Source organism: Ruminococcus sp. NATIVEDY160 (genome assembly GCF_045819885.1).
Lineage (GTDB): Bacteria > Bacillota > Clostridia > Oscillospirales > Acutalibacteraceae > Ruminococcoides.
In genome coordinates this window covers 503,827-522,840 of the sequence record NZ_CP162391.1, presented here as the reverse complement: position 1 = coordinate 522,840, position 19,014 = coordinate 503,827, and the positions used below count along the sequence as shown (strand labels likewise).

At 52.6% G+C, this 19,014-nt stretch carries 21 protein-coding genes; 12 read left to right on the top strand and 9 right to left on the bottom strand.

Features of this window, described 5'->3' with window-relative positions; genetic code table 11:
* Positions 1–71: 71 nt before the first annotated feature.
* Positions 72–305, bottom strand: coding sequence for a hypothetical protein (locus tag AB1I49_RS02530; RefSeq protein ID WP_407721303.1), 234 nt, complete (start codon positions 303–305; stop codon positions 72–74).
* Positions 306–559: 254 nt separating this feature from the next.
* Here AB1I49_RS02530 and nadA point away from each other — a divergent pair, with 254 nt between their 5' ends.
* Both nadA and mnmA read left to right on the top strand, forming a co-directional pair.
* A complete protein-coding gene (nadA, locus tag AB1I49_RS02525; RefSeq protein WP_407721620.1) occupies positions 560–1,477 on the top strand; it encodes a quinolinate synthase NadA in 918 nt (305 codons plus the stop codon).
* Positions 1,478–2,545: a tRNA 2-thiouridine(34) synthase MnmA gene (mnmA, locus tag AB1I49_RS02520; protein ID WP_405318020.1), complete on the top strand. Its 1,068-nt coding sequence runs from the start codon at positions 1,478–1,480 to the stop codon at positions 2,543–2,545.
* 178 nt (positions 2,546–2,723) lie between these two features.
* Here mnmA and AB1I49_RS02515 read toward each other — a convergent pair whose 3' ends face one another.
* From AB1I49_RS02515 to pyk, 3 genes are all read right to left on the bottom strand, one after another.
* Positions 2,724–3,278 (bottom strand): helix-turn-helix transcriptional regulator, encoded by a 555-nt coding sequence (locus AB1I49_RS02515; RefSeq protein ID WP_316610195.1) that lies wholly within the window; start codon positions 3,276–3,278, stop codon positions 2,724–2,726.
* Between the two features lie 242 nt (positions 3,279–3,520).
* Positions 3,521–4,033 (bottom strand): shikimate kinase, encoded by a 513-nt coding sequence (locus tag AB1I49_RS02510; protein ID WP_316610197.1) that lies wholly within the window; start codon positions 4,031–4,033, stop codon positions 3,521–3,523.
* On the bottom strand, positions 4,033–5,475 hold the full coding sequence (pyk, locus tag AB1I49_RS02505; protein ID WP_316610198.1) for a pyruvate kinase: 1,443 nt from the start codon (positions 5,473–5,475) through the stop codon (positions 4,033–4,035). The genes AB1I49_RS02510 and pyk overlap by 1 nt, the downstream gene beginning before the upstream one ends.
* A gap of 376 nt (positions 5,476–5,851) precedes the next feature.
* Between pyk and AB1I49_RS02500 the strand changes: the two genes are divergently transcribed.
* The gene (locus tag AB1I49_RS02500) at positions 5,852–6,691 is read left to right on the top strand and encodes a hypothetical protein (protein WP_407721302.1); all 840 of its coding nucleotides are present in this window, start codon (positions 5,852–5,854) and stop codon (positions 6,689–6,691) included.
* 88 nt (positions 6,692–6,779) lie between these two features.
* On the opposite strand, the gene AB1I49_RS02495 is transcribed toward AB1I49_RS02500, so the two are convergent.
* Positions 6,780–9,893 carry a leucine-rich repeat protein gene (locus tag AB1I49_RS02495; protein WP_407721301.1) on the bottom strand — a complete coding sequence of 1,038 codons (3,114 nt, stop codon included), beginning with the start codon at positions 9,891–9,893 and terminating at the stop codon, positions 6,780–6,782.
* A gap of 26 nt (positions 9,894–9,919) precedes the next feature.
* Complete coding sequence (locus tag AB1I49_RS02490) at positions 9,920–10,321, bottom strand: SHOCT domain-containing protein (protein WP_407721300.1); 402 nt, start codon at positions 10,319–10,321, stop codon at positions 9,920–9,922.
* 292 nt (positions 10,322–10,613) lie between these two features.
* On the opposite strand from AB1I49_RS02490, the gene proB reads away from it, so the two are divergent.
* Together proB and AB1I49_RS02480 are read left to right on the top strand one after the other, a co-directional pair.
* Complete coding sequence (gene proB, locus AB1I49_RS02485; protein ID WP_316610347.1) at positions 10,614–11,399, top strand: glutamate 5-kinase; 786 nt, start codon at positions 10,614–10,616, stop codon at positions 11,397–11,399.
* 13 nt (positions 11,400–11,412) lie between these two features.
* Positions 11,413–12,657, top strand: coding sequence for a glutamate-5-semialdehyde dehydrogenase (locus tag AB1I49_RS02480; protein WP_407721299.1), 1,245 nt, complete (start codon positions 11,413–11,415; stop codon positions 12,655–12,657).
* Here the strand turns inward: AB1I49_RS02480 and AB1I49_RS02475 are convergent, their stop codons facing one another.
* The 3 genes from AB1I49_RS02475 to AB1I49_RS02465 are packed head-to-tail and all read right to left on the bottom strand — an operon-like array spanning position 12,658 to position 13,530.
* On the bottom strand, positions 12,658–12,960 hold the full coding sequence (locus tag AB1I49_RS02475; RefSeq protein WP_316610351.1) for a hypothetical protein: 303 nt from the start codon (positions 12,958–12,960) through the stop codon (positions 12,658–12,660). It abuts the gene before it with no gap.
* A 12-nt stretch (positions 12,961–12,972) separates the two neighbouring features.
* Positions 12,973–13,290, bottom strand: a complete 318-nt coding sequence (locus tag AB1I49_RS02470) for a hypothetical protein (protein ID WP_316617868.1) — start codon at positions 13,288–13,290, stop codon at positions 12,973–12,975.
* A gap of 12 nt (positions 13,291–13,302) precedes the next feature.
* Complete coding sequence (locus AB1I49_RS02465) at positions 13,303–13,530, bottom strand: hypothetical protein (protein ID WP_316617869.1); 228 nt, start codon at positions 13,528–13,530, stop codon at positions 13,303–13,305.
* A 54-nt stretch (positions 13,531–13,584) separates the two neighbouring features.
* On the opposite strand from AB1I49_RS02465, the gene AB1I49_RS02460 reads away from it, so the two are divergent.
* The 7 genes from AB1I49_RS02460 (at position 13,585) to AB1I49_RS02430 (ending at position 18,972) form a co-directional block, all read left to right on the top strand.
* Positions 13,585–14,064: a metallophosphoesterase family protein gene (locus tag AB1I49_RS02460; protein ID WP_316610355.1), complete on the top strand. Its 480-nt coding sequence runs from the start codon at positions 13,585–13,587 to the stop codon at positions 14,062–14,064.
* Position 14,065: 1 nt separating this feature from the next.
* Positions 14,066–14,935 carry a DNA polymerase III delta subunit-related protein gene (locus tag AB1I49_RS02455; protein WP_407721298.1) on the top strand — a complete coding sequence of 290 codons (870 nt, stop codon included), beginning with the start codon at positions 14,066–14,068 and terminating at the stop codon, positions 14,933–14,935.
* The gene (locus tag AB1I49_RS02450) at positions 14,923–15,789 is read left to right on the top strand and encodes a PSP1 domain-containing protein (RefSeq protein WP_316610359.1); all 867 of its coding nucleotides are present in this window, start codon (positions 14,923–14,925) and stop codon (positions 15,787–15,789) included. Before AB1I49_RS02455 ends, AB1I49_RS02450 begins: the two co-directional genes overlap by 13 nt.
* 91 nt (positions 15,790–15,880) lie before the next feature.
* Complete coding sequence (locus tag AB1I49_RS02445) at positions 15,881–16,051, top strand: 4Fe-4S ferredoxin (RefSeq protein ID WP_316610361.1); 171 nt, start codon at positions 15,881–15,883, stop codon at positions 16,049–16,051.
* A gap of 77 nt (positions 16,052–16,128) precedes the next feature.
* Complete coding sequence (locus AB1I49_RS02440) at positions 16,129–16,866, top strand: tRNA1(Val) (adenine(37)-N6)-methyltransferase (RefSeq protein ID WP_407721297.1); 738 nt, start codon at positions 16,129–16,131, stop codon at positions 16,864–16,866.
* Positions 16,867–16,870: 4 nt separating this feature from the next.
* Positions 16,871–17,695, top strand: a complete 825-nt coding sequence (gene rsmI, locus AB1I49_RS02435) for a 16S rRNA (cytidine(1402)-2'-O)-methyltransferase (protein WP_407721296.1) — start codon at positions 16,871–16,873, stop codon at positions 17,693–17,695.
* Positions 17,695–18,972 (top strand): bifunctional folylpolyglutamate synthase/dihydrofolate synthase, encoded by a 1,278-nt coding sequence (locus AB1I49_RS02430; RefSeq protein ID WP_407721295.1) that lies wholly within the window; start codon positions 17,695–17,697, stop codon positions 18,970–18,972. The genes rsmI and AB1I49_RS02430 overlap by 1 nt, the downstream gene beginning before the upstream one ends.
* Positions 18,973–19,014: the final 42 nt, after the last annotated feature.

The following is a 19,014-nucleotide window of genomic DNA, read 5'->3' as shown; positions in this document are numbered from 1 at the left end:
AGGCGTCTCCTTTAATTCAATAAAAAAGGCCTCTTTTATCAAAGAGGCCTTTTCAGCTTTCAGGCTTATAATTACTTTCTTGACTTAGCAAGAGCAACGGAAGCCGCGCCGCAAGCTGTCAGAGAAAGAGCAATGACGGAATAAACCGCGATGTCTGAAGAACCAGTCTTGGGAGACTCCTTGGGATTGTCCTTCTTCGGAGAAGTAGCAGTAGTTGCTACAGGACTATCCAAAGACGCAAATGCGGGTACAACAGAGAAAGCCATAATAGCGGTGACTGCAAGAGCCGCAAAAATCTTTTTCATGTTCATTATCTCCTGTTACAATTTTGATGTATTGTGCGTACCAACTTGCCCTCTCATTGAGGACATTAACATTATATCACATCGTTTCTGAAATGTAAAGAGTAAAGTTTTATTAATTATAACTAATATGCGGTTTTTTTTCTTGATTTTTCCATGCTTTTAAACAAATGCACCCCCAAATAACAGTATTTTATTGAAAGTTCAGATTTAAAAAGTTATAATAGAAACAACGAAATATGAAAGGGCTGATGACGATGAACGTCGCTTCACTTCAACAGGAAATACTCAAACTAAAACAGGAAAAAGACGTATGTGTGCTCGCGCACAGCTATGTCGCGCGCGAAATCTGTGAGATCGCCGACTTCACCGGCGACAGCTACAAGCTCAGCGTCGACGCGACCAAGGTCAGCAACAAAAACATTCTGATGTGCGGCGTACGCTTCATGGCTGAAACCTGCAAGATTCTCTCTCCCGACAAGCACGTATGGCTCGCACAGCCCTTCGCGGGATGCGAGATGGCCGATCAGATGGACAGAGAGATGATCTCCCGCGTAAAGAAGGATTACCCGGACTACACCGTCGTCGCCTACGTAAATACCACGGCTGAGCTCAAAACGATCTGCGACGTCTGCGTCACCAGCTCGTCTGCGGTAAAGATCGTAAATAATATAGAAAACAAGAATCTCCTCTTCATTCCCGACTGCAACCTCGGCAGCTTTGTCGCGCAGCAGTGTCCCGACAAGAACATCAAGCTGCTCAGCGGCTGCTGCCCTATCCACGCCTCTGTCACTGCCGAGGACGTCAAAGCCGCAAAGGAACAATATCCGGACGCGGAGCTGCTCGTTCACCCCGAATGCAAACCCGAGGTGTGCGAACAGGCTGACTACATCGGCTCGACCTCGGGCATCATGGACTACGCCGTAAAGTCGGACAAGAAGGAGTTCATCATCGGCACCGAGATAAGCATTGCCGAGCACCTGCAGTATATGTGCTCCGACAAGACCTTCCACATTCTCTCGCTCAAGCTGATCTGCCCCAACATGAAGGCGACCACTCTGATGGACGTCTACAACTGTCTTTCGGGCAAGGGCGGCGAGGAGATCCTGCTCTCCGACGAAACGATCAGAGACGCCGGCAAGTGCATTGACGAAATGATCAGACTGGGTGAATAAATGAAGGCCCTTATCGCGATGAGCGGCGGAGTCGACAGCTCCGTCGCCGCATATCTTACAATGAAAAGCGGATACGACTGCACTGGCGTTACCCTCAAGCTGTACGACAGCGAGGATACGGACGAGCTGCGCGAAAAGACCTGCTGCTCGCTCGACGACGTTGAGGACGCGAGAAGCGTCTGCCGGCACCTCGGTATCCCGTACTTCGTGCGCAACTTCAAGGAGAGCTTCCGCGAAAACGTCATCGAACGCTTTATCAGCGCTTACGAAAACGGCGCGACCCCGAACCCCTGCATCGACTGCAACCGCTATATTAAATTTGAAAAGCTGATGCTCCACGCGCGCGAGCTCGGTATGGACAAGCTCGTCACCGGGCATTACGCGCGCGTTGAATACGACGAAGAGAGAGGCAGGTATATTCTGAAAAAAGCGATCGACCTCAGCAAGGATCAGAGCTATGTGCTCTATTCGCTCACTCAGGAGCAGCTCTCGATGCTGTATCTTCCGCTCGGAGAACTGACAAAAACCGAGACCCGCGCAATCGCCGAACAAAACGGCTTTGTCAACGCCGCCAAGCGCGACAGCCAGGACATCTGCTTTGTGCCCGACGGAAAGTACGCGGAGTTCATCGAGCGCCGGACGGGCAAAAGCTATCCCTCCGGCGATTTCGTCGACGAGGAAGGAAACGTACTCGGCGAGCACAAGGGAATCATCCGCTACACAATCGGTCAGCGCAAGGGTCTGGGACTCGCTCTTCCCCACCCGATGTACGTCAAGGAAAAGAACCTCGAAGAAAACAAGGTTATCCTCTGCGAAAACGAAGCGCTGTTCTCAAAAGAGCTTACGGCGACCGATGTCAACCTGATTTCGACCGACAGGATAGAAGGCGAAATGAGAGTCAGCGCGAGGGTGCGCTATAACCAGAAGGAACAGCCCGCGACCGTTACGCAGCCTGACGGCGACAGGATCCGCGTAGTCTTTGACGAGCCGCAGCGCGCTGTCTGCAAGGGACAGGCGGTCGTGCTCTACGACGGCGATATCGTAGTCGGCGGCGGAGTAATTGAATAGAAAACAAAAGGCGTCCGCACAGGACGTCTTTTTCTTTGCAAAATTAAAGGCAGACGTCAGACCGATGAGAGCTAACGCCTGCCAGTTCATTGTGGGGGATTCCACAAATATTGACGTTAAATTAATCTTGGATTATGCCAAAAGATTGGATTAAAACGCCCCGAAAATTGGCGGCGTTTTAATCCGAGCATAACCATTTTTCAATTTGATCCTGCAGGCCGTCAGCGGTGCTGATGGTCTGTTCATCACATCCGAGAAAATCAGCCAAAAATGGTGGCTTCACTTCTTCCGCCTTCTGGTGAGCCACGTAAACGGCGACATCGTGGGTGAACTTATGAATGTCGCCCGGTCTGCGCTGCCCCGACAGAATTCTGGAAATATACGAGGGATCGTAATTAAGTTTTCTGCCGAGCTCATTGTTGCTGATTTCAAAACTTCTCAAAAGCTGCTTCAGATTTCGGATATAGGTATCAAAAGAAATTGACAGTACATTTCCGATGGAATCACAGATACTGTCCCTGATCTCTTCCACAGAGGGAGGATCGGGCAACAGCTGATGAAGGCCTTCGGCGAGAGCACGCACCTGCTCGCTGTCAATGCCGGGTACTCGATAACCTTTTCTGTACCTGCTTATTGTTCCTTCCGATAGCCCTGAAGCTGTCGCAAGCTCCTTGCTTGAACACTTTGCCTGCAGAATGTAGTCATTTAACCGATTCCGGAAAGTCATTTTCATTTCCCCATTCTGTACGTTAAGAGAATTATATCACAAAAAAACTCACTTTTGTGAACTATTTCCGATTTGTCAATGACATTTTGGTTGGAGAATTGACACTTTCGTCATACAGATAATATTATTTTGGGGAAATGGTGATAAAAATATTCATTTTTTGCAAGGTTTGTTTGTGCACAATGATTTTTTGCAAATGTATATTTTTTACTTCGGTTACATTTTTATTCAATTTTGTTTAGTACACTTTATATATTGCGGTTGCCGAGTTCCTCCGAAATCCTGTCAACCGTTCCCTCGATATCCGCCGCTGAATTTACGCTGACCGTAAGGTCGGAATATTTTGCGTAGAGCGGTGAACGGTTGCGGAAAACATCCTCAAGGGTTTCGTTCGGTTGGAAAACGATACCGCGCGTGCGGATATTTTTCACCCTGCGGCTTATCTCCTCAAATGGCACATCGATAAAAACCACCGTTCCGACAGAATGCAGATGCTCCATCGCCTGTGCGCTGAGAACCATCGAGCCGCCCGTGGCGACAACAGTGTGGTCGCATTCAAGCTCCGAGCCGACGGCTTCCTCGAGCGCGAGAAAGCTGTCCAGCCCGTCGGAGTCCAGTATTTTTTGCAGAGGCTTGCCCGCCCGTCTGCTGATGATCAGGTCGGTATCGACAAACGAATAGCCGATTGCCTTGGCAAGCAGTACGCCGAGCGTACTCTTGCCCGAGCCGGGCATGCCGATTAAAATTACGTTGTTTTTCATTAAAGTATACGGATATTAAGCGAGTCTGTGCTCGAGGTGGGTACGGTCTTGTTCGAGGAGAGAACAACAACCGTGTCGCCTCTCTTGACAAGGCCGGTGCCGAGCGCTTTTTCCATTGCCTGTGTGGTGATGTCGTCGGAATTGAGTTTTTCCTCGCCGACAAGCGCGGTAACGCCCCAGTTGAGGCTGAGCTTGCGGCAGACTCTCTCGCTCGTTACGACAGCGATCACGGGAACCTCCGGACGGTAGTGAACCATCGCGCGCGCGACGCGGCCGGTGGCGCTCTCTACGATGATAGCTTTTGCGCCGACTTCCTTCGCGATCTCCTTTGCCGCCTTGCAGATGCTTCCGCGGAAAACATTCTGGTCCTTGATGGCGTGGCGCTCTACATAGTTCTGCAGCGCCTCAAATTCGCCGTTCTTCTCCGCCTCGGTGCAGATGTCGTTGAGCGCGCATACGCTCTCGAGGGGATATTTTCCCGCAGCAGATTCGCCCGACAGCATAACGGCGCTGGTGCCGTCGTATACAGCGTTCGCAACGTCACTGATCTCCGCACGGGTCGGACGCGGGTTGGTGGTCATGCTCTCGAGCATCTGGGTAGCCGTGATGACGTACTTGCCCTTTGCTACGCACTTGCGGATAAGTCGCTTCTGGATCTCTGGCAGCTTGATGAAGGGAATCTCAACGCCCATGTCGCCTCTCGCAACCATGATGCCGTCGGCGTAGTCCATGATCAGATCCATGTCGTCAACGCCGCCCTGGTTCTCGATCTTCGCGATTATTTCAACGTGCTCGTAGCCGATACTGTCAATGAAGTCGCGGAGCGTGCGCACATCCTCGTGATTTCTTACAAATGACGCAGCGACGACGTCAGCGCCCTGCGAAAGACCGAACTCGATGTCGCGTCTGTCCTGCGCGCTTACGTATGGCATGCTGATATGATAGCCGGGGATATTTATGCTCTTGCGGTTCTTGATGACGCCGCCCTTGTTTACGCGGCAGACGATGCGGTCGGGATAGACCTCCTTGACAATAATGGAAATCAGACCGTCGTCAAGCAACAGCTCTCTGCCGATTGCGGCGCTGCCCTCGTTGAAGAAGATGTCGACGAGCTTCGGGTAGGAAATCGCAACTCCGTCAAAATCGCCCTCATCGCGCTCCTTGTAGAGTGTGAAATCCGCGCCTTCCTGAAGGGTCGCCTTTCCGTTGGCGAAGGTAGCGACTCTGACCTCGGGTCCCTTGGTGTCAAGAAGGATAGCGACGTTCTTTCCGCTCTCGGCAATCGCCTCACGGATCGTCTGGAAAACGACCGCCAGGTCCTCGTGGGTGCCGTGCGACATATTGACTCTGGCAACGTCCATGCCCGCGTCGATCATCTTGAGCAGCATTGGCTTTGTATTGCAGGCAGGGCCTATCGTGCAGACAATTTTTGTTTTTCTCATAGTTTATCCCCCTTTAGAATAGTTTAACCATACATCTTAATTATACAATAATATTTACGCAATTTCAATAATAACCTGATATTTTTTTACCGTTTTATAGCTAAAAGTAAGCAATTTCTTTGATATTACTTTGCATAAATCACGGGTGAGAAAAGCAAAATCTTGTTTTTTTGTTTCAGTTATTTTTATCTCAACGGCAAAATATTGCCCGTTTTGCCCCGAAAATGATTGTTTATTTTTATTTTATCACGCGAAATTCACAATGAACGGCATTTTTGTATATTTTTTTGGGAAGTTATAAATTTCATCTTTATTTTTTGATTTTAATTTGTTATAATAACAATGAACCAAAAGTGAAAAAAGGAAGTGTATTCATTTGAACCAGTCAAAAAACCGTTTTCTCATAGTATCGACAGCGGCGGCACTCGCTGCGATGCTGGCAACAGCGAGCATCCTCTCCGGATGCGGCGGCGGAGAAGGCGAGGCGAAGGAAACAAGAGTCGTCACCGAAACTCAGATCGTCACCAAGGTTGTCAACGGCGTTTTTACCGATGAGGAAGGCAACATTATCAAGGACGCAGACGGCAATCCGATGACCGCTCCGGCAGGCACACCCGATACAGACGCTAAGGAAAAGAGCGAGAGCGAGGCTAAGGAGAGCAAGTCGAACGGCGAGAAAAGCGAAGCTGCCGAAAGCAAGTCAGACGACGGATATAACGGTAGCAGCAAATCCGACGACAGCAAGGAGAGCAAATCCTCCGAGAGCAAGGAAAGCAAGTCGAGCAAGTCAAGCAAAAGCGAAGGCGGCGGCAGCGGCGAGGTGCTGAAGGTAGGCGGCGAGAGCTTCAGCGTCGGCGATGAGATCACCTGTGTTTACAGCGTTACATGTCCCGACAGCTTCATCAACTTCCAGGCCACTCTGAACTACGACAGCTCTGTTCTCAAGGCTACGGGCGCCAAAATGCAGGGCGACGCCTCCTCAGGCAGCGTTGTCAACTACAAGCTCGACGGCAAGGTCAAGTTCAACGGTATCAACCTCGCCGGATATGATTACACCGACGGCGGCAAGTTCATGTATGTCACCTACGAGGTCATCGGCTCAGGCTCGACCTCTCCCGAAATCAGCTGGGAAATCGTGACCGACGAGAAAAACAATCCTATGGTCGTCAACGGCGACATCAAGAGCAGCTTCAAGATTTCCGAGAGCTGGGAATAATTCAATAAAAATCCAAAGGCAGGACTGAGCTCCTGCCTTTGTTTTTTGCCGAAAAAAAGGAAGCCCGCAAACGCGGACTTCCATACTATTAAAATTCATCGATAATATCAGCTACATACTTCTGGATCAGAGTAGCGTCGGAAATATCAACAACGCCGTCACGGTTAACATCAGCCGCAAGGAATCGGTCCCCCGTCAGAATATTAATCTCTGCTATGTGCTTCTGAACAGCGGTAACGTCCATAACGGTTATCACGCCGTCGCCGTCAGCGTCGCCGAGGATATAGCCGCCCTTTGTCCTGAACGCAAAGCCGTTATCGTTGGCGTAACGCTCAGCCTCGGTGCCCTTGACGCCGACGATCGTAAGACCTTCGATCTTCTTCATCTCGTCCGCTTCCTCGTCCCTCCAGTAGCCGAGAGCGTTGTCCTCGATTTCGGTCACGGTAGCGGGAATCTCAAACTCCTTGATATTCTTGCAGTCGTAGAAAAGGAACATCGCGGGGATCTTCGTTATCGTTGACGGGAAGACCACGGCAATCAGGTTCTCCTTTTGCGACGCGTCCGACATGCAGCCGGCGGCGATCGCAACGGTGCCTTCCTCGATGGTGAGCACGGTGTCCTTGGGGACGCCGCCGTGATAGCCGTAGAATACCTTGCCGAAATAGACGGGACCGTTGGGCTGGTCGTTGAACCATTTGGTGTTCTCCGCGACGCCCGCGCCGACGTCGTAGAGAGAATCGGGAACCTCGATCTCCGCGAGGTTTGAGCATCCGCCGAACGCAAACGGACCGATCGACTCTACCTTGTCGGGAATATCGATCTTTTCAAGCGCGGAACAGCCGTTGAACGCTCCGCCCGCGATAGATTTGAGGTTCTTTGAGAGCTTTACTTCCCTGAGCTTTTTGCAGTCCCTGAACGTGATCATGCCGATATGCTCGACGCTGTCGGGAATTGTTACGCTCTCGATATCCGTTCCGTTGAAATTGCATGAGCGGATACCTTTAACGCCGTCCTTGATGTCGACGTTCTTTACCGTGAATTCGCTCCACGGCGCAGGATTTTTCTCATCATATCCGCCTGTTTCGCCGTTTCCGCTGATCGTCAGGGTGAAGGTCGCGGGGTCGTATCTCCAGTCGCATTCGCCCGTCTTGCCGCTGTAAACAGGCTCGGGCTCTGTACCGTCGCCGACATGGTGGTACTCATTGGCGTTGAGCGTATAGTTGTAAGCGCCCGTGTAAACGGTGTGGAAAGTGTCGTGGAGCTTATCGAAATCAACGCCCTCAGCCTGAATGACGATGCTATAAGTCCGTCCGCCGTATTCGAGCGTTTCGCCGGTCTTGACAAACGGTACCTTTTTCCAGTTCGCAAAGTAAATATTGCCGTCGTCGTCCTTGTAAATGTCATATGAGGCGTTAACGAAGGTGCCCATGGTCGTAAGATCATAGGGCTTTGGCTCAAACTTCTGAACGATGCCTCTCGCGGCGATCTCCTCAAGCGTGATGTCATCGTCCGTATTCACAGTATCTACGAAGTAGAAGCCCTTTTCCTCGTCGAATACAAGGTGGTGAAGGGTATAGTGAAGATCGTCCTCATGTCCCTCGCGATACCAGTTGTAAACTACGTATTTCTCGTCGCCCTTCTCCCAGAGGTTGCTTTTCATCGTATCGTCCGCGATCTCGTAGTCGGCGGGCGCGCAGCGGAGAGTCACTTCCTGAGTGACGGTTTTCATCTTGTACTTGAAGTCGCAGTCTTCACTCGCGAAATCCTCGTCCTTGATCCACCACTCGTACTCTTCCTCGGGATCGTAATACTCGCTCTCCTGATTCCTGTCATACAGTTTGACAAAAGCCTCGGGATCGTCGCCTGAGGTGTAGTGTACCTTCTGAACGATAACGCCGGTTTCTTCGCCCTGAGCCTTGGAAGACCTGTATGTCGCTGTCATTACATATTCGCTGTCCGGATCCGATTCTCTGGTAATTGCCTCGAGTTCCCTCATATTCCTGTCGGAGCTGTCCGGAGGCATATCCCAGCAATTCACCATTACATGCTCCTGCACGTCCTCGGTCACGACCGTGTAGCCGTTAGCCTCAAACTCGTCCTCGGTGAGCTTTACGTAATCGGAATCACTGTCGGCAACGTAGATTTCCTTCTCATTGTCCCAATGGTACTTGCTGATTTTGTATTTGTCGTCCCACTGCTGGACCGCGGCGTAAATGCCGTCGGGGTCGCCGGATTTTTTGACGAGTATGCCTTCGGAGCCGCGGTGTTCCCATTTCCATTCGTCGAAATAACCGATAGTGACAGGCTGATCCTTGAGAGCGAATTCGAACTGCTCGTCAAACTCCTCTTCTGAGAAGGTTTCCCATCTGAAGTCGGGATCCTCGGCGTAAACGTCGAGCTCGGGTATGTTGATATAGTGCGTCACGGAATATCCCGGCTCCTCCGAATAGTCGGACCAGTACGCGGAATAAAGTCCGTCGGGATCCGCTTTGCATATAACCTTTTTGTTGTGATGCCACTCAACGTCCGGGTCATCAACATAGGCGATATCTTCCCTGTCGGCTGCTACGTAGGTTTCCTCCTTGCCCGTCAGACCCGCCGCAACAGGCTTGCCGTCCTCGGTGAACACGGTGTCCTTGTCATCGTTCTCGAGATAGTTTGCGACAAATGCCGGTCCTTCTTCACTTTGCGCGTACATATTAACGGTAACGCTCTTGTCTATATTAAGGAACTGGTTCTCACCGCCGTTGTAAACGTAATATGGAGTGTCGCCCTTCTTGTCCGCGTTGAGATTGAGAGTACCCGTTCCCGTGATCGTTACGGAGGTGTTGTAGCCGTAGTTTATGACATCTATTCCCCTGAAGTTACAGGTTCCCGTGACCTTGAGCTTGAAGTCGTCGCCCATCATGTTTATGTAGATCGCAGCTGCGGGCATATCGACGTCTGTGACCGAGAGTGTGTTCGTCGAGAGGTTGTAGGAAACTCCCTCGGGAATCTTCCTCTCCTCCGAATACGCGTCAAAAATAATATAATAGTTGTCGTGCTCCTCGTCAACCCATTCATTGATTCTGATTGACGCGTAACCGAACAACGGAGGATTGTCCGGTGTGACCGGCATCGGTCCGTTCGCCGCGAACGCTGTCACGGGAACAAGGCTGAACGCCATTACTGCCGCGATAAGTACCGCGATGAATTTTTTCATAAAAATACTCCTTTCAAAATATAATATTAAATTCCCAATAACTGCTTTTTCTTAGCCGTGAATTCCTCGTCGGTGATCACACCCTCGTCGCGGAGCTGAGCGAGCTTGCGGATCTCGTCGGCGGTGAAGTTCTGCTGTGGTGCCTGCTGAGTCGCCTGTTCGGGCTGAGGTGCCTGACTGTACTGCGGCTGCGGCGGTGTTTGCTGGTACTGCGCGGACTGCGGGATCGGTACACCCTGAGGTACATACGGCGCGCCCTGCGGAACGTAACCCTGCTGAGCGGTGTTTGCGTTAGGGTCGCTCTCTGCCCAGTCGACTGCCTTGTCAACGCCTTCCTTGCCCGAAACTATGATCGTTTTGCCGAGGTCGCGGAAGGCGTGTCCGAGACCCGTGCCTGTATTTTTCCATGAATTCTTCAAATCAGCCATAATTTTTTCTCCGTTTAGAAAGTTTTTGTATATAATGATTGATATTATTATAGCTTATTTTTTCAATATTGTAAATAGTTTGCTCAAAAATTTTTTCTCCGTTTAGAAAGTTTTTATATATAATGATTGATATTATTATAGCTTATTTTTTCAATATTGTAAATAGTTTGCTCAAAATTGCAAATTGCTAAATCGGATATTTCTTATTTTAATTGTGCTTGCAAGAAGCGGCTGTTTATGCTATAATGTAGATTGATATTTTATCGACTATTCATCGGAAACAGGTGTATTTATGAGCAGACAGAGAACCGTGGTCAAGGTCGGCACCTCGACGCTTACCTATGAAAACGGAAAAATGAATTACAGGCGCGTTGAAGCGCTGTGCAAGGTGCTTTGCGACCTTCACAACAGCGGCGAGGACATTCTCCTCGTTTCGAGCGGCGCCATCGGCGTCGGAATGGGCAAAACAGGCCTTTCGCGCCGTCCCGAAAGCACAAAGAAAAAACAGGCTCTCGCCGCGATCGGTCAGTGCGAGCTGATGTTTATGTACGACAAACTCTTCGGCGAGTACAACCACAATGTAGCGCAGATTCTTCTGACCGCCGACGTGGTTGAAGCCGACCATACAAGGCAGAACATCGCGAACACCATTGAAGAACTGCTGGAAATGGATATTATCCCGATCATCAACGAGAACGACACCGTCGCCATCGACGAGATTTACGGCAACAACATCGGCGACAACGACATGCTCTCCGCGATCGTAGCGAGGATCGTCGAGGCTGACAGGCTCGTCATTCTCACCGACATCGACGGGCTTTACAGCTCAAACCCCAGAACCAATCCCGACGCCAAGAAGCTCGACGTCGTCAAGAAAATCGACTCCGAGATACTCGAAATGGCGGCGGGTTCAGGCTCCAACCGCGGCACAGGCGGTATGATAACGAAATTACAGGCGGCAAATTACGCGACAAAATGCGGCACCGAGGTGCACGTCGTCAACGGATCCGACCCTGCGATACTGTACAGGGTTTTTGACGGCGACTGCCCCGGCACAAAGTTTTTAGCGGTTAAATAAAGGAGGAATAACCATGACTCAACTCGAAATTATGGGCGCGGCTGCCAAAAAGGCGTCACGCTTTCTGATGAACGCGGGCTCCCGCAAGGACGAGGCTCTGCTCGCTATCGCGAAGGCTCTCCGCGAAAACTCCGCTGCGATCATCGCGGCAAACGACATTGACATCGAAAACGGAAAGGCGTCAGGTCTTACCGAATCACTGCTCGACCGTCTCAGACTCGACGAGGGCAGAATCGAGGGCATGGCGACAGGCGTTGCCGAGGTCGCGGCTCTTCCCGATCCCATCGGCAAAATCCTCGACGGCAGAACCCTCAAAAACGGTCTGAAAATCGAGAAGGTCACCGTCCCCATGGGCGTTATCGGCATTATCTACGAGGCGCGTCCCAACGTCACCTCCGACGCTGCGGCTCTCTGTCTCAAAGCAGGCAGCGCCGTTATCCTGCGCGGCGGCAAGGAGGCTATCAACTCCAACCGCGCAATCATGGACACAATGCGCGCGGCGATCAAGACCGTCGGCTTCCCCGAGGACTGCATCGCTCTCGTTCAGGACACCACACGTCAGAGCGCAACTGAGCTCATGCAGCTCACAGACTACCTCGACGTGCTTATCCCCAGAGGCGGCGCGGGTCTTATCAAGAGCGTCGTCGCGAACGCGAAGGTTCCCGTAATCGAGACAGGCGTCGGCAACTGCCACGTCTATGTGGACGCAAGCGCCGACGTCGAGATGGCTAAGAACATCGTATTCAACGCCAAGACATCACGTCCCTCTGTCTGCAACGCAATCGAAACCGTGCTTGTCCACAAGGACATCGCCGAAAAAGCCCTGCCCGAGATAAAAGCCGCTCTCGACACAAAGAACGTAGAGATCCGCGGCTGTGAAAAGACAAGAGAAATCCTCGGCGACAGCGTGATTGCCGCCACCGAGGACGATTATGCGAGGGAATTCCTCGACTATATTCTCGCGATCAAGGTCGTCTACAGCCTTGACGCGGCGATCGAGCACATCGCGGCCTACAGCACAGGCCACAGCGAGAGCATCGTCACAAGCGACTACGCCGCTGCCGAGAAGTTCACCGCCTGCGTTGACTCAGCCGCTGTTTACGTAAACGCCTCAACACGCTTCACAGACGGCGGAGAGTTCGGACTCGGCGCCGAAATCGGCATCTCCACCCAGAAGCTCCACGCCAGAGGCCCCATGGGCCTTAACGAGCTGACGAGCATGAAGTTTATCATCAAGGGCAGCGGTCAGATCCGCTGATCACAAGAGCATATACACCAGCGCGAGCAAAAGCCCCGGATCGCTGTTTTCGTCCATGAGCAGGAGCAACAGCGTCATCAGCAGACTGCGTTCCCTGTCACGGAAAAACAACTCCAACACGCCGCCCTTATTCGCTGGCGCGGACTTTGGCGGCGGCTTCGGTTCGGGCTTCGGCTCGGGCACGGGTTCATCTCTCGGCGGCTCGGGTTCGGGATGACTCGGCTGACCCGGCGGCGGTCTGCGCTCCTGTGAGCGCTTCATCTGCCTTGCGCGTGCGAGGGCTTCTTCCTCAAAGCTTGGCATACTCCACCTCCGTCAGAAAAATAATCCGCTGTCCTTCAATAGCGGAATGACCTTTATCAGCTTCATCAGCCGCTGCGCCTGATCGAGCCTTCTGAGCTTTTCCTCTCCGAGGAACGGACGAAGAGCGTTTAGCAGACGGCTAACCTCGTCGTCAACTGAATAGCTGCTCATCAGCGGCGCGAGCGACTGCATTGCGCCGAGCATCTCGTTTTTAGGCTCCGGCTTCGGCGCGGGTTTATTCAGTCCCAGCTGCTCGCCGAGACTCTGAACCTGCTTCATCGCCTCGGGATTGCTCAGTATCTGATTGAGCGCGTCCTGCATTTCAGACATACGACCTACCCCTTACTTTTTATTAAGAAGCTTCATTATCGCCTGAGCCTGCGGACTGTTAAGAATCTGCCGCTGCTTCTCGGGATCCGAGAGTATCTCCCTGACCTGCGCGTTGTCGCAGTCGGAATTTTGCAGAAGGCTGTCAACGTCGCCCTTCTCTGCGGCGGACTGAACCTTTTCGGGCGACATATTTAATTTTTGCGAGAGCTGCGCCATCAGCTCGTTCATTTTATCGGACATAAAACCACCTCACCATATACTATGCGCGAGGGTTGATTTTAGAACGGAGTTTTTATGCGTATTTTAGTGCTATCCGATACACACGGCGACTTCAACTCAATGCTCAGGGCGGTCGACGCCCAGAAAAACGCCGAGGTGATCATCCACTGCGGCGACGGCAAAGCCCAGATTGACTCGCTCACAGAGAAGTTCCCCGACAAAAAAATCATCGCCGTCCGCGGCAACTGCGACTTCGGTGCAAAATACCCCGACGTCCAGAATGTCGAGGTCGGCGGAAAGAAAATCTTCGTCACCCACGGACATCTCTTTCAGGTGAAGTTCACGCCTTACAACCTAATCTGCGCCGCGCGCGAGAACAAGGCGGACATAGTCTGTTTCGGCCACACCCACTGCGCCATGAACGAGTACGAGGACGGGCTGTACATCATGAACCCCGGCTCGTGTCACGGCTACTGCGCATCCTACGGCTACATCGACATCACCGACAAGGGCGATATCGTCACGAATATCGTCAGACTCGACAGAGAGGTATAACGTGAATTTCTGCGGATTCAGCTTTGACAGCGAAACGCGCGGACAGGTCAGCCGTCTCGCGCAGTCGGGCAGACTGCCCCACGCCGTCATTATCGAAAGCAAATCGGAAGAACAGGCTAAGAACCTCGCCGCGCTCTTATCGGCATACGCCGTGTGCGAGAGTGAGGACAAGCCGTGCGGAGTGTGCAGACAGTGCAAAAACGCGCTCAGCAACGCACACCCCGACATCAAAAAGCTTGAGCCCGACAAGAAGAGCAAATCGGGCATCTATTCAATTGAACAAATACGCGACCTCGCCGTTGACGCACAGGTGCGGCCAAACGACGCGGACGCGAAGGTATATATATTTGAGGAAGCGGACAAGCGCTTCCCCGAGGTACAGCAAAACGCCTTTCTCAAGCTGCTCGAGGAACCGCCGCAGCGGATTTATTTCCTGTTGCTCGTCAAGAGCGCGAAGGCTCTGCTGCCGACGATCCGCTCGCGCTGCACGATAATCAGAACAGGCGGCGAGGAAGCGATAAGCGGTGAAGCCGCGCAGAGCGCCAAGGAGATCATCACGGGCATTCTCTCGCCGAGGGAATACGAGCTGATGCTCGCAATGCGCGCGCTCACCGACAAAACGCAGCAGGCGGGAATTTTGCTCGCGGTTAAGAACCACCTGCGCGACGCGCTCGTAACGCTCTCGGGCGGCGACGCGAACAGCGACAAAAAGCTTGCGAGAAAGCTCGCTTCAAAGCTTACGCGCAAAAAAATAATCGAAATGATCGAGCTTACCGACAGCTGCGACTACAAGCTCAGGCAAAACAGCAACATTAACCTCCTCACAACATGGCTGTGCGGAGAATACAGGAGGATATTATGGCAGAGGTAATCGGAGTACGCTTCAAGGAAGTGGGCAAGGTATACTACTTTGACCCGCTGGACAACAAGCTCTCAACAGGAGATAAGGTCATCGTCGAAACCGCCCGCGGTCTGGAATGCGGCGAGGTCGCGATGCCCAACAAGGATATCGACGAGAAGGAGCTCAACCACCCGCTGAAGCCGCTCGTCCGCATCGCCACAAAGGACGATCTGCGCCGCGTTGAGGAGAACCGCAAAAAGGAAAAGTCAGCCCACAAAATCTGTGAGGAGAAGATCGCGAAGCACAAGCTCGTGATGAAGCTCGTCAACGTCGAGTACACCTTCGACAACAGCAAGATCATTTTCTACTTCACAGCCGACGGCAGGGTCGACTTCCGCGCGCTGGTAAAGGATCTCGCGTCCGTTTTCCGCACAAGGATCGAGCTGCGCCAGATCGGCGTCCGCGACGAGGCAAAGATGCTCGGCGGTCTGGGAATCTGCGGCAGACCCTTCTGCTGCAGCCGCTTCATGGGCGAGTTCCAGCCCGTTTCAATCAAGATGGCGAAGGAACAGGGGCTTTCGCTCTCACCGACAAAAATCTCGGGCACCTGCGGCAGACTGATGTGCTGCCTCAAGTACGAGCAGGAGGCATACACAGACCTTCTCCGCCATACCCCAAAGGTCGGCGCTGTCGTAAACACTCCCGAGGGCAAGGGTCTTGTGGTCGAAAACAACCTTATCGCGCGCACACTCAAGGTAAAGCTCGACAACACGCCCGACGACGTAGCACCCAAAACCTTCAAGGTAAGGCAGTGCAGACTGATCAAGGACGGCTTTATCAAGGTCGACAAGAAGGAACTGGAAAAGCTCAACGGCTTGGAATAACAAAGTTTGATAAAAAAATTTGCCGCACCTCTTGATTTCACGGAAATAGATGTTATAATATAAGTGAAATTTAATCAAGGAGGATTTACCTATGGCATATGTAATTACTGATGAATGCATCATGTGCGGTGCTTGCGCAGACGAGTGTCCCTGCTCTGCTATTTCAGAGGGCGACGGCAAGTATGTAATTGACGCTGACGCTTGCGTTGATTGCGGTTCCTGCGCAGAGGCTTGCCCCGTAGGCGCTCCCGTAGAGGGCTGATTTCGGGCAGCTGAAATTGAAACATCGGCGGCAAGGGTTTTTATCCTTGCCGCTGTTCTTTTGTCAGAGGAAAAGCTATGAACAACATTCACCTCGAGCCGCTCGGCGGCGGCTTGGAAATATACGTGTCGGAGAGCTACCGCTTTTCGACCGACACAATCCTGCTTGCGAACTTCTCGCAGCCTAAGGGTCGGAAAAAATGCGTCGACCTCGGCACAGGCTGCGGCACGATTCCGCTTATTTGGCTGAGAGAAAACAAACAACTCGAGATCGCGGCGGTGGACATTCAGGAAAACGCCTGCAAGCTCGCGCAGGACAGCATAAGCCGCAACGACCTCATTCAGATGACGGTGTATAACGCCGACCTAAAGGAGCTAAAGGGCGTACTGCCGTTCGGATACTACGACCTCGTCGCCTGCAATCCGCCCTACAAGCTCGGCGGCAGCGGCATCAGGAACCCCGAAAGCGCGAAACTAATCGCACGGCACGAAACCGAGTGCACGCTCGACGATATATGCGAGAGCGCGTCGCGCCTATTGCAGTTCAGCGGAAGGTTCTGCATCTGCCAGCGCCCCGAAAGGTTAGCAGACGTGATGGAAGCCATGCGAAAGTTCTCGATCGAGCCGAAGGTGCTGCGGCTGGTTCAGCAGCGCAGGTCAAAGGCTCCGAAGCTCTTTTTAATCGAGGGCAGAAAGGGCGGCAACCGAGGGTTCCTGAACGTCCTGCCAACGCTCTTCATCGAGGACGATAGCGGCAGCTTCTCAGAGGAAATGCTGCAAATCTACGGAGACTACAAATCAAATCATATGGAGTAAATATATGTCCGGTATTTTATACGTAACGGGAACGCCGATAGGCAACCTCGGCGACCTCTCGCCCAGAGCCGCAAAAACTCTCGGGGAGGTCGACTTCATCGCCGCAGAGGACACGCGCGTGACCCTGAAGCTGCTCAACCACCTCGGGATAAAAAAGCCGATGGTGAGCTACTTTGAGCACAACAAACGCGAGCGCGGAGAGATTATCTGCCAAAGAATCGAGCAGGGAGAAAACTGCGCGATCGTCACCGACGCGGGTATGCCCTGCATATCCGACCCCGGTGAAGATTTAATCAAGCTGTGCGAAGAGCGCGGCATAAAAACCGTCGTCGTACCCGGCCCGAGCGCGGTGATTTCGGCACTGGCAATATCGGGACTTGAAACAGGCCGCTTCTGCTTTGAGGGATTTCTCAGCGTCAACAAAAAAAGCCGCAGCGAACACCTGCAGAGCCTTCAAAACGAGCGCAGGACGATGATTTTTTACGAGGCTCCGCACAAGCTGCCCTCTACCCTGCGCGACCTCTATTCCTCGTTTGGAGACAGAAAGCTCAGCATTGTGCGAGAGCTGACGAAAATCCACGAGGAGGTTATCCGCACCACCACCGCGGAAGCCGCCGAAAAATACTCTGACGGCAGCATCAAGGGTGAGATCGTTCTCGTTCTCGAGGGCAAGCGCGAGGAGGAAGCGGCTGAGAGCTGCACGCTTCAGGACGCGGTCGAGCTCGCAAAACGCCTTATCGCCGACGGTCAAAAGACGACGGAAGCCGCCAAAAACGCCGCCGCGATGACGGGCTTTAAGAAAAACGACATTTACAGGGAGCTGATTTGATGACTTACAGTGAGGCGCTTGAAAAAATACACTCTCTGCTGAGCTTCGGCTCGCGCCCGGGACTTGACCGCGTGAGCGAGCTGCTCAGACGAATGGGCAATCCGCAGGACAAGCTCAGATATATCCACGTCGCAGGCACTAACGGCAAGGGCTCGACCTGCGCGATGCTCTCGGCAATTCTTAAGGCTGAGGGCTACAAGACGGGGCTGTTCATCTCACCGTACATTACCGACTTCCGCGAGAGGATCCAGATCAACAACGTGCCTGTGTCCGAGGAAACGCTGACAGACGCGGTCGAAGAGACCCTGCCGCTCGTAAATCAGCTCCGCGACGAGGGCATAATCATCACGGAATTTGAGTACGTCAACGCGCTCGAGTTCTATATTCACGCCGAAGCGAAGTGCGACGTAGTCGTTCTCGAGGTCGGCATGGGCGGTCTGCTCGACTGTACAAACGTGATTTTGCCGCCACTGTGCTCGATCATCACGACAATCGGGCTTGACCACACCGCTATCCTCGGCGACACGGTTGAGGCGATCGCCGAACAGAAATGCGGCATACTAAAGAAGGGCTCGATCGCGGTCACGTCACAGCAGGACGCGCGCGCGATGGGCGTGATCGAGAAAACCGCCGAAAAGCTCGGTATTCCGCTTCTGAAAAGCGAGAATATTGAGGTTGAGGTAAAGGAAATCTCGCTCAAAGGCAGCCGGTTTGTTTATAACAACCGCGAAATCACCCTTCCGCTCGCAGGTGACCACCAGATTGAGAACGCAAAGACCGCTCTCGCGGCGGTTGAGGCGGTCAGAAAAGAAGGTCTGCTCAAAATCAGCGACAGTTCTATTGTTGAAGGAATGAAGAACGCCGTTAATCCCGCGCGGCTCGAGCTGCTTTCGGAAGACCCCGTCGTTTTGCTCGACGGCGCGCATAACCCGAACGGCATAGAGGCGCTCAAGGCGGCGATTGACCGCTTCCTGCCCGACACGCCGATTATCTGCGTGATGGGAATGCTCGCCGACAAGGATATCGACAGCTCGATCGCCTTGCTCGACGGCGTTTTTGAGCGCGTTTTCACAGTGCCTATCGACAACCCGAGAGCGCTCTCGGCAGACGACCTCGCAAAAAAATTCGAGAACCACGCAAAGGCGGTTCAGCCGTTTGAGAGCCGCGAGGACGCTTTTGACGCGGCTTACGCTCTCGCGAAGGGCACCGACAGCGCGGTGCTGATTTGCGGCTCGCTTTACCTTGCGGGCGAAATCAGGCCGTATATTCTTAAATAATTTTTCCGCGCGACAAATACAAACAAAATTTACGCTCCGTAC

Coding starts and splice junctions, on each gene's coding strand:
- AB1I49_RS02490 (WP_407721300.1), bottom strand. CDS start 10,321: ATGGCTGATTTGAAGAATTCATGGAAAAATACAGGCACGGGTCTCGGA.
- AB1I49_RS02530 (WP_407721303.1), bottom strand. CDS start 305: ATGAAAAAGATTTTTGCGGCTCTTGCAGTCACCGCTATTATGGCTTTC.
- AB1I49_RS02460 (WP_316610355.1), top strand. CDS start 13,585: ATGCGTATTTTAGTGCTATCCGATACACACGGCGACTTCAACTCAATG.
- AB1I49_RS02510 (WP_316610197.1), bottom strand. CDS start 4,033: ATGAAAAACAACGTAATTTTAATCGGCATGCCCGGCTCGGGCAAGAGT.
- AB1I49_RS02480 (WP_407721299.1), top strand. CDS start 11,413: ATGACTCAACTCGAAATTATGGGCGCGGCTGCCAAAAAGGCGTCACGC.
- AB1I49_RS02495 (WP_407721301.1), bottom strand. CDS start 9,893: ATGAAAAAATTCATCGCGGTACTTATCGCGGCAGTAATGGCGTTCAGC.
- AB1I49_RS02470 (WP_316617868.1), bottom strand. CDS start 13,290: ATGTCTGAAATGCAGGACGCGCTCAATCAGATACTGAGCAATCCCGAG.
- AB1I49_RS02515 (WP_316610195.1), bottom strand. CDS start 3,278: ATGAAAATGACTTTCCGGAATCGGTTAAATGACTACATTCTGCAGGCA.
- AB1I49_RS02475 (WP_316610351.1), bottom strand. CDS start 12,960: ATGCCAAGCTTTGAGGAAGAAGCCCTCGCACGCGCAAGGCAGATGAAG.
- proB (WP_316610347.1), top strand. CDS start 10,614: ATGAGCAGACAGAGAACCGTGGTCAAGGTCGGCACCTCGACGCTTACC.
- AB1I49_RS02450 (WP_316610359.1), top strand. CDS start 14,923: ATGGCAGAGGTAATCGGAGTACGCTTCAAGGAAGTGGGCAAGGTATAC.
- AB1I49_RS02465 (WP_316617869.1), bottom strand. CDS start 13,530: ATGTCCGATAAAATGAACGAGCTGATGGCGCAGCTCTCGCAAAAATTA.
- nadA (WP_407721620.1), top strand. CDS start 560: ATGAACGTCGCTTCACTTCAACAGGAAATACTCAAACTAAAACAGGAA.
- AB1I49_RS02430 (WP_407721295.1), top strand. CDS start 17,695: ATGACTTACAGTGAGGCGCTTGAAAAAATACACTCTCTGCTGAGCTTC.
- AB1I49_RS02445 (WP_316610361.1), top strand. CDS start 15,881: ATGGCATATGTAATTACTGATGAATGCATCATGTGCGGTGCTTGCGCA.
- pyk (WP_316610198.1), bottom strand. CDS start 5,475: ATGAGAAAAACAAAAATTGTCTGCACGATAGGCCCTGCCTGCAATACA.
- rsmI (WP_407721296.1), top strand. CDS start 16,871: ATGTCCGGTATTTTATACGTAACGGGAACGCCGATAGGCAACCTCGGC.
- AB1I49_RS02440 (WP_407721297.1), top strand. CDS start 16,129: ATGAACAACATTCACCTCGAGCCGCTCGGCGGCGGCTTGGAAATATAC.
- mnmA (WP_405318020.1), top strand. CDS start 1,478: ATGAAGGCCCTTATCGCGATGAGCGGCGGAGTCGACAGCTCCGTCGCC.